Here is a 14,958-nt window from a genome sequence, read left to right as displayed (position 1 = left end):
ATAAATTTGATAAAAAGATAATTATACGTCTTGAAAAAGATAAAATCAATACAACCCCAAACAACTTAAAGTCATTTAGGGTTAAGGAGATTAAACTAGTTATTTATATTTATTCTAATTTAGAATTATTTATATTCTTTTACCACACATAATTAAATTGAGCATATCCTGTATGGGTATTACCATCTTTATCAAACATTCCATTGTAGTTTAAGCTAAAGTAGAATGCTTCATTAAGAGGAATGATAAAAGAGCTTGTGATATATTGTTGAACTCTTGGTAGATCAAATGTATCACTTACTTTAACACTACCAAATCTAGCTTTAGCTTTTACACTAGGATTGATATTAAATTTAGCTCCAAGAGTTAAAGAGGTTTTTAAATTTGGTAACCAATCTCTAAACCATGTAAAGCTTGTTTTAGTAGAGAAGAGATTTAAATAGTTTGCATAGGTTCTCTCTCCTCCATTAACTGTAGCTTGACCTATAGTATCTTTCATAGAAAAAGCTTCTGTATAACCTCCTTCATAGGCTAAACCAACTTCAGGTGAGAATATATCTTTATCTTTAATAAAATTCATACCTAAATTAGCATTAAGTCCATAAGCATAAGAATTAGGTTCAGCTTTAGCTTCATTATTTCCTATTTTTTTAGTTAAATCATTTTTAATTAAAGCTGTTTTACCTTGAGCTTTAATATAAACTTCTTGTCCTTTTTCTGTAGTAAATAAGGTATTAAAGTATTTTAAACCTGCATAATAAGTTCTATTATTGATATTAAAATAAGTTGAACTCATTTTTGTATCTTCATAACCTGCATATACACCATATATTCCACTATCTTTTAAAGTAGAATAACCTATAATAGTTCCTTTAGTATGTCCTTTACTTTCTTCATTTAAAGATAATTCAACATTCTGTGAAGAAGCATAAGGAAGTATAAATAAGGAGTGTTCTTTATTCATTCCATAAGAAGCATTTTTAAAATCACTCTTTATATAATCACTTGCATCAGAGTATAAATTACCTTTTTCTTGCATAGCCATTCTTTGAGCTCTACTTGAAGAGCTTAGATAAAAGCTTTGCATAGAATTACCCATAACATTATCAATAAAGGTTGATCTTCTTGTTGTAGTAGATACTAAAGATCTAAAGGTTGCTCCTGATATAGAGGCATTAAGGTTAAAGCTTTGATAAATCTTTCCTGTTGTAGGATCATAGATTAAGTTTATATCTCCACTACCATTAGTTGTTATGTTGCTTACATTACCTTTATCAATTCCACTGATAACATCACTTATATCATCAAGATTATCTAGATCAAGATTAGCTTCATCTATGGTTATATTATCTGCACTTACATTACCTGAACCATTTCCACCTACAACTATAGTATCTAAGTTACCTGATTCATCTGAAGTTACAAGCCAATCTTCTATGACTATGCTACCAGTAGATTCATTGGTTAAGTTATATCCTTGATCATTTTTATCTATAGTTCCTTGATTATTTACGAAGATAGTTCCGCTACCTTTATTAGTAACACCACTTGTAATGGTTGCACTAGAATCATTTTTTAAGGTTAAATCATTATTTGAACTATTTACAATATTACCATAGATAATTCCATTATCAGTATTTAAAATACCATATCCATTTGTAGAAGTAATAGTTCCACCATTTTCAATGGTGATGCCGTGTGTTTGAACATCTACATCTTTTTGTCCTATGGTTCCTGTATTAATAATACCGCCATTATTACCTTGAATGGTTCCAGATACAGTGATACTTGTATTTACTTGTTTGCCTGCTCCTATATAAATACCAGCATTACCACCTTCTAATCTACCTTTTACGTCTATACCTTCGCCTTCAATGCCATCTTTACTTCCATCAATGTGGATTGCATCATTGCCTGCTTTAATGACGCCATTACTTTCTATAGTGATTTTACCGATATTTGTTGTACCAGTTGCATCATTATAACTATGAAACATTATACCATTTAAACTAGCTTCTATAGTTCCTTTATTGGTAAGAGTTTCTACCTTATTGCCATTTGATATGATAATACCATGTCCCTTGCTTGTTATAACGCCTTCATTATCAAGTTGAGTGATAGTAGAAAAAGCATCACCTTTATTAATAACTCCTACCATAATACCTGCTGATTTAGTGCTATCTTGTATTCCAGTTATAGTTCCTTTGTTGGTAAAATTTTCAATCGTTGAACCATTAAGTAAAACACCGATAAAACCTGATATATTACCACTATTTTGATTTTCAAAGCTTTTTATATGAGTATAAGTCATTCTTAATCCAGAATCTATACGCGTATCACTACCATTTACTTTTGTTCCATCAGTTTTTATAATTCCATTATTGCTAAAATTATCTATGGTAGCACTTCTAATATTTACACCATGGGTATTTGTAGAACTTATAGTTCCAGTATTGCTAAAAGTTTTTATACCGACATTAGTAGTTTTATCATCTCCGATAATATTAACACTTCCACTTTTATACCCTTGACTATTTTGATTTATAATTCCAGTTGAATTTATGATTCCAGTATTTTCAAATTTATCTATAGTAACATTAGCGTTAATATTAACACCTTTATCATTATTTGAATTTATAGTCCCACTATTAGTAAAAGTAGTAATCTCAGTATTACCAAGATAAATAGCCTCACCATTGTTTGAACTTATAGTTCCACTATTGTTAAAATTAGTAATACTAGATTTAGAATCATCTTTTCCCCAAACTACTACTCCAAATTTAGAAGAACCATTTCCTATGATACCTTGATTGTCAAAGGTTTCTATGGTAGCACCACCACTTCTATTTACACCTACTTGAACACCAGAAGTATTGCTTCCACCTATAAGAGTTCCTTCATTTTTAAAAGTGGTAGTTGAAGAATCTTTTTGGAAATCAACAGCTATACTACTAGAACTAGTAACTATAACTGAACCACTATTTGATATAGTAAGAGTATTATTACTTCCAGTTATAGTTTGCGTAGAGTTTTGTGAGTCATTTATCGTAGTATTAGTATTTTGATAAGTAGTTGTTGATTTAGTTTTGCTATCATCATAAGCTTCTACATTAGCTGTAGCATAAGAATAAGAACTTAAAAAAGAGATTGTAACTAAAGAAAGAACTAGTTTTTTAGATGAATGAGAATGGTTTTTTTCAATCCCCCCCCCCCGAAATCTCTTTTAAACTATGTTTTTGATCCATTGTTTAAAACTCCTTTGATTGTTTATTTTAAAAAAGAAAATAAAAAAGTAATAAAATATAAATAATAAACTTTTTTGGAATAATAAAATATTTTTAATTAAAAGTTTATTAATAATAATTTTTAATTGATTATTTTTAGTGATAACTTTTTATATTGTTGTATGAGTGTTTTAAGCATCATTTGATAATTTTTTTATAACTTTAGAAATTACAAAAATAAAATTAAATAATTTTTGAAATAAAAAATTAAGGGATTTAAAAAGTAGATAAAATTTAAATTTTCAAATTTATATTTACTAAAAAATATAAAATTTAAAGATTAAATTAATTTTCAGTATTAAAAAGTTGCTTTAAGTATTCTTGTTTTAAAGAGTTATTTACTTCTGCTTTTATTTCTTTTTGTTCCTTTATGGCTAAATCTTCATCAGAAAAATATAAATAATCAATTCCAAAAATTACAGCAAAAAATATAAGCAAAGGGATTAAAAAAATCATTTTAAGATAATCTCCTAAAAATACTTCCATAATACTCTATATTTTCCGCTTTTTCATTTTTTTCTATAGTTTCTATGGCACCACTATTGATAGCTTTTTGTATATCGTCATCTAAATCTTGATAAGAAAAAACCATACTGATGCTAATTATATTAGAAAGTTTTTCAAGCTTTTTATAAGAATTTAACTCATCTTCTAAATTTTCACTTTCTATAACTACTATAATTTTACCATTTTCACTCATTTCAACTGAACAATTTGGAACTTGATTGATATCTTGTATCAATTTTTCTTGATTTTCTTCTTTTGTTAAAATTAAAACACTAGAAAGATTCATTTTAAACTCCTAAATAAAAGTATATTTGAAAATCCAGAAAGAATAAAATTTTTATTATCTATAAAAATTATATTTTCAACGCTTAAATTTTCATTATCAAAAAAAGTTAGCTGTTTTAAAGTATCTGTGCCAAAGACCTTTGTTTTATTGTCATTATTATCACTAAAAACAGCAATTTTACCATCAGGACTTAAAGAACAAGCATAAATTAAAAAATTTTGTTGTAAAAAATTTTCTTTATTGTTTTTTATAATGCCTATACGTCTATCAGTAGAACAACTTAAGATAATATTTTTTTTAAAATCTATTTGATAGATATTGTCTTTGTGAATTTGTTTATATTTGTACAATACTTTCCATTCTTTTAAATCAAAAAGTTCTATTTCTCCACTTTCAAAACCTAATGCCAAAATACTCTTATCTTCATTAAGTTGCAAATTTCCTAAAGCTGATTGTGAAAATTTAAATTTTTTTAATAAAGTTAAATTTTTTATATCAAAAAGATAAATTTCAGAACTTATTGAAGCTATGAGAATGGTATATTTGTTAATAAAAAAAACTTTTCTTATATCATTTAATTGAATTTTTTGTTTTGTGAGTTGTTTGTCTTTATAAACAAATAAATCTTTTTTTCCATAACTTCCTTCACTTAAAATCAATAAACTGTCTTCTAAAGAATCTATATCATAAATTTGAGAAAAACTTTCATCATAATAAGTTTTGATCTTAGGTAGAATAAAAAGCTTTTTTAATTTATCGTTTTTTAAACCAAAAGAGAAAACTTCGCCTTTGTCGGTTCCAATATATAAAAAATCTCCATTTTTTTTTAGAGAACTTATATTTGAACTTAGTTTTATCTCATAAGAAAAAGAATAAAGTATAAAAAAAGTAAGGATAAAAAATATCCTTACCATATTTTATTTAACTCCTTCATTGATTACATCAATTAGGTTTGATTTTTTAAGTAAATCTTTATTTGTAAAGTCTGCTTTAAAAGTATTTCCCACTATAGGTTTAGCATCACTTTGTGGCACGTGGCATTGAGTACAATTAAATCTTGTATCGCTGATAACATCGCCTGTATTTTTATCGTGTCTAAAATCATAATAGTGAGTTGGAGGGATCGGAGTAGCACCAACATCTGCTGCTATAGCTTTATCATGACAACTTAAACACGAATTGTTATCTTTTGTAATAGGCAATAAATCTTCTACAGAATGCGGGATCAATGGAGGTGCATTCTCATAAGATCTATCATAAACGCTAGCTTCTCCTGGTTGAGCTGCACTATAGTTAATATCTGCTAAAACAACTTTATTTTCATTTTCTAAACTTGCTTTTCTAAGCCCAATTTGCTCTGAACTTATACCGCTATTGATTCCGCAGGCAACCAAAAATAAAGCTGCAGCAGTTGAAACTAAAAATATTTTCTTTTTCATTATTTTTTCCTTAAATCGAATATATTAAAATTTAAAGCATTATCATCGCAAACTTCTATACATCTTGCACATCGTATACACTCTCCTGAAGTTACACTAGAACTTTCTTTTGTTATCATCCATAAAACTTGTTTTTCTGGACATATATTGATACAACGATAACATTTAGTGCAATTATCTACATTATGCTTTATTTTTAAAATCGCAAAACGAGAAATTACAGCATAAAAAGCTCCCAAAGGACAAATATGAGAGCAAATAGCTCTAGGACTTAAGAAAGTGTCTATGCAAAAAATGATAAAAGCAACAAAAATCCAAGAAGTTCCACCAAAAATAATTCCTCTATGTATAATGCCTATATAAGAAAAATTTTCAAATACAGGTAAAGAGAATATAAAAGATAAAATCAATACTAAAACTAAAATAAAATAACGCAAATTTTTATTTAAAATTAAAAATTTACTTGTTTTAAAATTTAATTTTTGACGCATAAAAGCGGAAAAATCTGTAATTAAATTTATAGGGCAAACCCAAGAACAAAACGCTCTACCTAAAAATACTCCATAAAGTATAAAAACCACCAAGGCACCTAAAAGCATAGTTATATCTATACTTAAACTCGCTAAGAAAATTTGTAAAATAGCAAAAGGATCGCTTAAAGGAATAGTTGAAAAAAGAACAGAAGAACTTAAATTTCCATTTAATATAAAATGAGTACTAGTAAAACTAAAAAGAACTAAAATTGCAATCTGAGTAAAACGTCTTAATATTAGATATTTCATAACATTTCCTCATTATTAAGATAATCTTGTGCTTTGTTTTGATCTAATTTTTTTTCCTCATTGCTTTCATTTAAACGTTTTTCATCTTCTTTATCCCAACCTTTAACATAATGAGATCCTGCTTTACCTAAAACAAATTTTCTTGGCAAAACTCTAATGGCTGGTTCTTGTGTAATGCAAGCAAGCTCACAAAGTCCGCAACCTACACAAACTTCATGATCTACGATAGGTAATAAAAAAGCATGTTTTGCTGTGCGTTCATTTCTCTTAAATTCAAGCTTTAAAGCCTTATCAATCAAAGGACAAGCTCTATAACACGCATCACATTGAATCCCCCAATGTGCTACACATGAAGCACTATCGATAATAGCTATACCCATTTTAAGTTCATAAACCCCATCTTTTTTTTCAAGATACTTTTTATCTAAAGCATCTGTAGGGCATTCTCTAATGCAAGGTATATCTTCGCATAAATAGCAAGGAATTTTTCTTGCTTCAAAAAAAGGTGTTCCATTTTGGGGTGCATCAAGTAAAGAAGCAAGTTTTAAGGTATCATAAGGACAAGCATTAACACAAAGTCCGCAACGAATACACTTTGATAAAAATACTTCTTCATCATCTGCACCTGGAGGCCTAAGATAATATCTATCTTTGGCATTTAAAGCTAAAGTAGCTAAAAAACCACCTCCGGCACAAAGGCACAAATTTTTAAAGCTTTTTATGAAAAATTCTCTTCTTTGCATTAAATTTAAGCCTTAGTAATTTTAACCGCACATTTTTTATAATCGGTTTGTTTTGATAATGGACAAGTAGCGTCTAGAGTTACTTTGTTGATATAAACATTCTCATCAAACCAAGGCACATAAACAAGTCCAACAGGTGGTTTATTTCTACCTCTCATATCTATACGTGCTTTTACTTTACCACGACGTGATTCTATCCAAACTAAATCACCTTGATTTAAAGATAAATTTTTTGCATCTATTTCATTGATATAGCAAAGTGCTTCAGGAACAGCTCTATAAAGCTCAGGAACACGCATAGTCATAGTTCCGCTATGCCAATGCTCAAGTACCCTACCCGTTGCAAGCCAGAATGGATACTCTTTGCTTGGTCTTTCAGGAGCTTTCATAAATGGTCTAAAGAAAATTTTTGCTTTATTTTTAATGCTATATTTTTTATCATCTTTTGGAGCGATTAAATCACCCTTAGCAAGCATTTTGTCAAATTCTCCATAGAAAGCAAAATCAGAATTTGGAGCAGCTTTTTTTGCATAATAATCAAATTTAGTATTAAAACGCCATTGTGTTTCTTTTCCATTAACAACTGGCCATCTTAATCCTCTTACTTTATGATAAGTGTCAAATTCTGCCAAATCGTGACCATGACCTAAACCAAATTTGCGGTATTCTTCCCAAAGATATTTTTGAACGAAAAATCCATAACCTTTAAATTCTTTACCATCGCTTCCTATGATATTTCTTTCATCACCTTTTGCATCAGTATTGTCAAATCCTTTGGCTACTTCATCTTCTGTGCTAAAACCTTTAGCTTCAGCATTTGCAAAAAGAACATCATATAAAGTATCTTCTTCGTTATATCCCATATTTTTAGCATCTTCTAAAACACTTGGCAAGGTTAATTTATCATCTACTTTTTGCTCTTTCCATACTTCTTTGAGTTTAAATCTTTTTGCAAATTCCATAATTTGCCAAGTATCACTCATAGCTTCACCTACAGGTAAAACTTGTTGGCGCCAATGCTGTGTTCTTCTTTCGGCATTACCGTAAGCACCCCATTTTTCATATATCATAGCACTTGGTAAAATTAGATCAGCTACTTTTGCTGAAATTCCAGGATAACAATCACTTACTACAATAAAATTATCCATATTTCTTGCTGCATCGATCCAGTGATTTGCATTGGCAGTATTTTGCCAAGGATTATTTACTTGAACCCAAATGAATTTTATTTTTCCATCTTCTAAATTTCTCATTATATCAACAAAAGGAGAACCTGGTTTTGGATTGATAGTTTTTGCAGGAACTTTCCAAATTTTTTCTGAAATTTCTCTATGTTTTGGATTTGCAACAACCATATCTGCTGGCAAACGATGTGCAAAAGTTCCAACTTCTCTAGCTGTTCCACAAGCACTTGGTTGTCCTGTTAAAGAAAATGCTCCGCTTCCAGGTTTTGATTGTTTGCCTAGTAATAAATGCACCATATAAGCTTGCTCATTTACCCAAGATCCACGCGTATGCTGATTAAAGCCCATAGTCCAAAAACTTACTACTTTGCGATTTTTTTCAATATATAAATTTGCTAGTTGTTGAAGTTTTTTCTTGAAATCTTCTAAAGATTCATTATCATCACCTTTTGAAACTTCTGCAACATAATCAAGTGTATAAGGGCTTAAAGCTTTTTTAAATTCTTCAAAGCTAATTTCCCAATTGTCACTAGCTTGAGCTCTATGTTTCATATAGAATTTATCGCCTTTTTTAACACCAAGATAAGCAAGTGAAGTTGCTTCTTCATCATCTAAAGTGATCACATTTTCTTTTTCAACTATATCTTTTTCTGATTCTTTAAATTTTGGATGATTTGGATCATTTCTCATACCATAACCAATATCAGTATATCCTGTAGCAAAAACACAATGTTTATCAATAAATTTCTTATCTATTGCTTCTGGATGATTATATACAATTTCTCTAGCAATAAAATTCCAAATTGCTAAATCTGTATTTGGTTTAAAAATAATTTCAATATCTGCTATATTTGAAGTTCTATTAGAATAAGTGCTTAAATTTACTATTTTTACTTTATCAAGATTACTTAATTTTCTATCACTTACTCTTGACCAAAGAATAGGATGCATTTCAGCCATATTTGCACCCCAAGTTATAATAGTATCTGTTAATTCTATATCATCATAACAACCTGCAGGTTCATCTATACCGAAAGTTTGCATAAATCCAATTACCGCAGACGCCATACAATGTCTTGCATTTGGATCGATATTGTTTGTTCTAAAACCAGCTTTTGCAAGTTTTAATGCAGCATATCCTTCTTGAATAGTATATTGACCACTTCCAAATATACCTATACCACTAACACCTAATTCGTTGTAAGTTTTTTTAAATTGCTTTTCCATTTCATCAAAGGCTCTTTGCCAAGAAACTTGTTTAAATTTACCTTTTTTATCAAATTCGCCTTTTTCATTAACACGTAATAAAGGAGTAACTAATCTATCCTCTCCATACATAATTTTTGCATTAAAATAACCCTTGATACAATTAAGCCCTCTATTAACTGGAGCTGCTGGATCTCCTTTTGTAGCCACTATTTTGCCATCTTTTCTAGCAATCATAATTCCACAGCCTGTTCCACAAAATCTACAAACTGCTTTATCCCATTTCCAATTTTCTTCATTAGAAGCAAAACTAGGAACACTAAGCCCTGCAACACTTGCAGCACTTGCAATAGCGGTGTTCTTAATGAAATCCCTTCTATTCATTATTTCCTCCAAAAAATTTAAAGATAAAAGTTTTATTATAGTTTATGCTTAATAAAAAAAATATTAATTTAGTAACTAAAAGAAATAATTTCAAAATATCTATTTAGGATATTTTGAGTCCTAAATAATTGATTTAAATAATAATATTTAATAAGCAAGAAAATTTCCAAATAATACAAATAACTATTTGGAAATTTTTAAAATATTAACGTTTGAGTTGATTAACAATGCTTAACATATCATCGCTTGTTGTAATAGCCTTTGAACCTGCCTCATAAGCTCTTTGACCTGTGATAAGATCTGTCATTTCTTCAACAAGTTGAACATTGCTAAGTTCAACAAAACCATGTTTAATTTGTCCTAAGCCATCTTGACCAGCAATTCCAGCAACTGGAGCTCCACTTGCACCCGTTTCTAAGTAAAGATTATCACCTATTGAATGAAGTCCTGCAGGATTGATAAATTGCACAAGCTCTACTTGTCCAATTTGGGTTTCTTGTTGCTCTCCTGGAAGCATAACAGAAACTGTTCCATCTGTAGCAACATTGATCGCAATAGCTCCTTCTGGAATAGTCATTTCAGGTAAAAGTCTATATCCATCTGAATTTACTATATTTCCTTCATTGTCTTTAGTAAATTGTCCATTTCTAGTATAACCTATAGTTCCATCAGGAAGTTGCACTTGAAAAAATCCATTTCCCGCAATAGCCATATCTAAGCCATCTGTACTAGTGGCTTTAAAACTTCCTTCTGTAAAAATTTTAGTAATTGCAGTTGGACGCACACCAACGCCCACTTCTATACCAGAAGGAGAAAGAGTAGTAGCAGAAGTTGAAGTTCCTGCATACTTCATAGTTTGATACATAAGATCAGCAAATTCAGCTCTTGATTTTTTAAATCCAACTGTATTAACATTTGCAATATTATTTGAAGTAACATCAATTTGTGTTTGCTGTGCTATCATACCTGTAGCAGCAGTGTGAAGTGATCTCATCATAGTTTTATCCTTTTATTTATTTAACGCTTGCAAGTTTATTGATAGCATCTTGGTTTAAATCATCCATATGCGCTGTCATAACTTTTTGATACATTTCAACCATTCTATTGGCCTCTATAAGACTTACCATTTCGGTTACAGGATTTACATTTGATCCTTGAGAAAAACCTTGTCTTATCGCATTTGAATTATCTAAATCTCTAATTCTTGTTAAATCATCGATTTTATATACATTATCGCCATCTTTTTGTAAAGCTCTTATATCATCTACTTGAGCAATAAACAATCTTGAGTTTTGATTCCCATCAACAGAAATATTTCCATTTTTATCAACATTGATATAATTTGCATTTTCATTTACTTTAATCCACGCATTTTGGGGATTGTTAAAATAATTAGAATTTAAAACTTTATAACCTTGTTTATTTACCAAATAACCCTCATCATCAAGCTGAAAATTTCCATCTTTTGTGAGTCTTACTTCGCCATTATTTGTTTGCACTAAATAAAAAGCATCTTCTCTAGTTATTGCAAGATCTAAAGGATTATTAGTAGTTTTTAAAGAACCCATTGTAAAATCTGTATATTCTTGATCAATTTGAGGAACTCTATCGATCGTAGTATTAGCAAATCTTGAAGCATCTCTTGTATGATTTTGTATAGGCAACTCATCTTGAGTTTCTTTAAAAATCCTTTTAAAATCTGCAATAACAACATCATCTCTTTTATAACCACTTGTATTAATATTAGCAAGATTGTTTGTAATCACATCTAATCTATTAAACTGTGTTACCATACCACCGGTTGCTTGATAATATCCATTTTGCATATTTTCACCTATATTTTTAATTTTCAAAAAATGTTTAAGCAAAGAGTGTTCCAAAAAATTTTTCAAAATTTAAATGATATTAATACAATATAAATTTTTAAGAAATTTTTAGCTAAAATATTAAATTCAATGTAAAAACTGAAATAAGGAAATTAATGAGCGCAAAAACCCAAGAAGCAGAATTAGAAGAGCTATTTAAAGAAAATGAAAAAGATTATATTACTTATGAAAAATTAGTTAAATATCTTTCAAAACAACCTAACGCATCTATAGCCAAAAAAATACAAACTTTGATCAAAAAATATAAAGTTCAACTTTTTTCAGCGGCTGAAATTGCTCAGATTAAAAATATAGAAGATGCTAAAAGATTGCAAGAAGAAAAACAAAAGCTTCAAGATACAAGCTTGGAAAGCGAATTTGATTTAGCAAATGAAAATGATTTATTGGAATGGAGTAGATCAGATTCTCCTGTGCGTATGTACTTAAGGGAAATGGGGCAAATTGCTCTGCTTAGTAAAGATGAAGAAGTAGAAATCTCTAAAAAAATAGAACTAGGCGAAGATATTATAATTGATGCTTTTTGTTCTGTTCCTTATTTGATTGATTTTATCTTAGATTATAAAGAACCTCTTATCAATAGAGAAAGAAGAGTAAAAGAACTTTTTAAAAGTTTTGATGATGATGATAAAAATGATGATAAAAATGATGAGCTTGAAGAAGATGAAGAATTAGAAAATGAAAATGATGACAAAAATAAAAAAAATAAGAAAAAAGAAGATGAAAGAACTTTAAAAGTTATAGAAAAATTCAAAGCCCTAGAAAAAGCAAAAAAAGATTGGCTTAAAGTGAGTAAAACAGACAAGGAAAGCAATAATGATGAATTACTTGATAAATTAAGCATTGCTTTTAAAAAGAATATTCTCAAAGAAAAACTTATGGATTTAGGCCCTACTTCAAAACTTATTTCAGAGATTGTAAAGTCAATGGAAACAGCTCTTAAGAGTGATGAAGAATTTGATAAAGAGCTTAAACGCTTAGAATATCGCTTACCAATGTTTTCAGAAGAACTTAAGACACGTCATGCAAATATTTTAAAAGATATTACAAAATTAAGCAAAGAAGAAATTGCTGAAAAATCACTAGAAACTACCATGGTTAGCACATATATGGAAATAAAAAAACTCTTTCAAACTAAAGAGGCTAGTAAAAAAGGATTTGATCTTGAAAAAAATCATCTTAAAGAAATTTTAGAACAAATTAAACGTGGAAAGAAAATTTCAGACGAGGCTAAAGCAAGAATGGCTAAATCAAATTTACGTTTAGTGGTAAGTATCGCAAAACGCTATACAAATCGAGGATTGCCTTTCTTGGATCTTATACAAGAAGGTAATATAGGTCTTATGAAAGCTGTAGATAAATTTGAATATAAAAGAGGTTATAAATTCTCAACCTATGCTACTTGGTGGATAAGACAAGCTATATCAAGAGCAATTGCCGATCAAGCAAGAACAATTAGAATTCCTATACATATGATAGAAACTATTAATCAAATCAATAAAATCATACGCGAACACTTACAAAAAAATGGCAAAGAACCTGATGTAAGCATCATAGCTAAAGAAGTGGGTTTAAGTGTAGATAAAGTTAAACAAGTAATTAAAATCACAAAAGAACCTATATCATTAGAAGCTCCTATAGGCAATGAAGATGATGGAAAATTTGGAGATTTTGTAGAAGATAGAAATTCACTCTCTCCTATGGATCATATTTTAAAAGATGATTTAAAAGAACAAATTGATGAAGTTTTAGATCAGCTCAATGATAGAGAAAAAGCTGTCATTCGTATGCGTTTTGGCTTAATGGATGATGAGAGCGATAGAACTTTAGAAGAAATTGGTAAAGAACTTAATGTAACTAGGGAAAGAGTGCGTCAAATAGAAAGTTCAGCTATTAAAAAATTAAAACACCCTAAAGTTGGAAGAAAACTTAAAAATTATATAGAAGGATGGAAATAATTTTTTCATCTTTTATTTTTTATCAAACCTTTAAAAGTAATAGGTTTTATTATAGGATAAAAATTTTTACTATTAATTTTTTAACTCCCTCCATCTAATTCTTCACACATTTTTTCAAATTCTTTATAGTATTTCCATTTTTCTATGTATTCTGGATGATTTTCTTTAACATAAGCTAAATTATCATCTATTAAATTTTTTAATCTATTCCTTAAGTCTTTTTGCTCTTTTAAATACTCTAAAATTTGTTCTTCATTGAGAGAATTTTCTATTCTTTGATTTTCATTTAACTCTAAGGCTTGAATATATTGTTTTATTTTATCTCTACAAGTATCTTTTATTTTACTATTTTGTTTTAAAAAATTAAAATCAAAATTATTAACTAAAATTACAATATTATTATAAGTTAAATTCCAATTAATTATATCAAAAGTGATATCTCTTAATTGACTGTATTTAGAATTTGAAATTATTAATTGCTTTGTTGCAACTAAAAAAGTAGTTTTGTGATCTTTATAATCAAAATATAATTCCACTGGTAAAACTATTAAATTTCCGTTATCTCGATCAACTCTATTTTTAAACACAGATTCATCTTTGGGCACTACAAAATTATAATATTTTGATAAATTTAAAAAAGTATTATATGCATTATCAAAACCAATCTGGGAAAATTCTATACATCTAATATTTTTTGTTACTTTTTTAAAAAAATTAATTCTTTTGCTTACTGTAAAATAAAATTCATTATTATTTAAAACTTTATCAAGATCTTTAACATTTGGTTTATTTTCCGAATATGCATAATATAATTTTGGAAAAACATAATTTTTATTTTCATTAAGATTGACATTTTTCATCTCAAAAGAAATGCTATTATAAACTTTGAAATTATGGATATGATTTAAGGCTGTCTTACAAATACTTATAGGATCTCTAACTATAAAAACTATATCTGTATGTTTAAAATATAAATGTAAAAGCTTCTTATTCATATGAAATTGCCCATTATAAAAATTTTGCATTATAGGAGGAACTACAGCTATAGAATACTCCGAATCTCTAATATAATGATACATATCTTTATACATAACTTTTCCAGTTAAAGCTGGATGAGCAAGAGCTTTAATATTACAATACTCAAAAAATTTATACATTGCATTAGAACCACTACAAGAATTAAAAAACCACATAAACTCATAATTATCAGGCAAAGGTAAGTTTAAATCCCAAGCAAGATTAGCATCAATAGTATGATAATTTAATTCTTCATTTATATCTTTTAATTTATTTGAATCAAGT

The 14,958-nt window shown here is 28.6% G+C and carries 11 protein-coding genes and 1 pseudogene; 1 reads left to right on the top strand and 11 read right to left on the bottom strand.

Annotated elements, in window-relative coordinates:
* Nucleotides 1–139: 139 nt before the first annotated feature.
* The 10 genes and pseudogenes from GQV94_RS02145 to GQV94_RS02100 all read right to left on the bottom strand — a co-directional run.
* Nucleotides 140–1,969 (bottom strand): annotated as a pseudogene (locus GQV94_RS02145) (autotransporter outer membrane beta-barrel domain-containing protein); the annotation flags it as partial.
* Between the two features lie 1,600 nt (nucleotides 1,970–3,569).
* The gene (locus tag GQV94_RS02140; RefSeq protein ID WP_200169330.1) at nucleotides 3,570–3,740 is read right to left on the bottom strand and encodes a hypothetical protein; all 171 of its coding nucleotides are present in this window, start codon (nucleotides 3,738–3,740) and stop codon (nucleotides 3,570–3,572) included.
* Nucleotide 3,741: 1 nt separating this feature from the next.
* Entirely contained in the window at nucleotides 3,742–4,077 is a 336-nt protein-coding gene (locus tag GQV94_RS02135) for a chaperone NapD (protein ID WP_200169329.1), read from the bottom strand.
* Nucleotides 4,074–4,991 (bottom strand): WD40 repeat domain-containing protein, encoded by a 918-nt coding sequence (locus GQV94_RS02130; protein ID WP_200169328.1) that lies wholly within the window; start codon nucleotides 4,989–4,991, stop codon nucleotides 4,074–4,076. The genes GQV94_RS02135 and GQV94_RS02130 overlap by 4 nt, the downstream gene beginning before the upstream one ends.
* 3 nt (nucleotides 4,992–4,994) lie before the next feature.
* Nucleotides 4,995–5,516 (bottom strand): nitrate reductase cytochrome c-type subunit, encoded by a 522-nt coding sequence (locus GQV94_RS02125; RefSeq protein WP_200169327.1) that lies wholly within the window; start codon nucleotides 5,514–5,516, stop codon nucleotides 4,995–4,997.
* Nucleotides 5,516–6,298: a quinol dehydrogenase ferredoxin subunit NapH gene (gene napH / locus GQV94_RS02120; protein ID WP_200169326.1), complete on the bottom strand. Its 783-nt coding sequence runs from the start codon at nucleotides 6,296–6,298 to the stop codon at nucleotides 5,516–5,518. Before napH ends, GQV94_RS02125 begins: the two co-directional genes overlap by 1 nt.
* Nucleotides 6,295–7,041, bottom strand: coding sequence for a ferredoxin-type protein NapG (gene napG, locus GQV94_RS02115; protein WP_200169325.1), 747 nt, complete (start codon nucleotides 7,039–7,041; stop codon nucleotides 6,295–6,297). Before napG ends, napH begins: the two co-directional genes overlap by 4 nt.
* Before the next feature lie 5 nt (nucleotides 7,042–7,046).
* The gene (gene napA, locus GQV94_RS02110) at nucleotides 7,047–9,815 is read right to left on the bottom strand and encodes a periplasmic nitrate reductase subunit alpha (RefSeq protein ID WP_200169324.1); all 2,769 of its coding nucleotides are present in this window, start codon (nucleotides 9,813–9,815) and stop codon (nucleotides 7,047–7,049) included.
* A gap of 205 nt (nucleotides 9,816–10,020) precedes the next feature.
* Nucleotides 10,021–10,812: a flagellar basal-body rod protein FlgG gene (gene flgG / locus GQV94_RS02105; protein ID WP_131186330.1), complete on the bottom strand. Its 792-nt coding sequence runs from the start codon at nucleotides 10,810–10,812 to the stop codon at nucleotides 10,021–10,023.
* A 16-nt stretch (nucleotides 10,813–10,828) separates the two neighbouring features.
* Nucleotides 10,829–11,641, bottom strand: a complete 813-nt coding sequence (locus tag GQV94_RS02100; protein ID WP_200169442.1) for a flagellar hook-basal body protein — start codon at nucleotides 11,639–11,641, stop codon at nucleotides 10,829–10,831.
* A gap of 143 nt (nucleotides 11,642–11,784) precedes the next feature.
* Between GQV94_RS02100 and rpoD the strand changes: the two genes are divergently transcribed.
* Nucleotides 11,785–13,656, top strand: coding sequence for an RNA polymerase sigma factor RpoD (rpoD, locus tag GQV94_RS02095; protein ID WP_325099554.1), 1,872 nt, complete (start codon nucleotides 11,785–11,787; stop codon nucleotides 13,654–13,656).
* A gap of 80 nt (nucleotides 13,657–13,736) precedes the next feature.
* Here the strand turns inward: rpoD and GQV94_RS02090 are convergent.
* On the bottom strand, nucleotides 13,737–14,958 hold a 1,222-nt coding region (locus GQV94_RS02090; RefSeq protein ID WP_200169322.1), incomplete at its 5' end, for a DUF2972 domain-containing protein.

It is taken from the genome of Campylobacter sp. TTU_617, from assembly GCF_016599045.1.
Classification (GTDB): domain Bacteria; phylum Campylobacterota; class Campylobacteria; order Campylobacterales; family Campylobacteraceae; genus Campylobacter_D.
Note: the sequence above shows the minus strand (reverse complement) of the source record. Positions and strands in the feature narration are given on the sequence as shown.

Bases quoted from the DNA above. Each gene is read 5' to 3' on its own strand.
- napG (WP_200169325.1), bottom strand. From the start codon at position 7,041: ATGCAAAGAAGAGAATTTTTCATAAAAAGCTTTAAAAATTTGTGCCTT.
- napA (WP_200169324.1), bottom strand. From the start codon at position 9,815: ATGAATAGAAGGGATTTCATTAAGAACACCGCTATTGCAAGTGCTGCA.
- napH (WP_200169326.1), bottom strand. From the start codon at position 6,298: ATGAAATATCTAATATTAAGACGTTTTACTCAGATTGCAATTTTAGTT.
- GQV94_RS02130 (WP_200169328.1), bottom strand. From the start codon at position 4,991: ATGGTAAGGATATTTTTTATCCTTACTTTTTTTATACTTTATTCTTTT.
- GQV94_RS02140 (WP_200169330.1), bottom strand. From the start codon at position 3,740: ATGATTTTTTTAATCCCTTTGCTTATATTTTTTGCTGTAATTTTTGGA.
- flgG (WP_131186330.1), bottom strand. From the start codon at position 10,812: ATGATGAGATCACTTCACACTGCTGCTACAGGTATGATAGCACAGCAA.
- GQV94_RS02100 (WP_200169442.1), bottom strand. From the start codon at position 11,641: ATGCAAAATGGATATTATCAAGCAACCGGTGGTATGGTAACACAGTTT.
- GQV94_RS02125 (WP_200169327.1), bottom strand. From the start codon at position 5,516: ATGAAAAAGAAAATATTTTTAGTTTCAACTGCTGCAGCTTTATTTTTG.
- GQV94_RS02135 (WP_200169329.1), bottom strand. From the start codon at position 4,077: ATGAATCTTTCTAGTGTTTTAATTTTAACAAAAGAAGAAAATCAAGAA.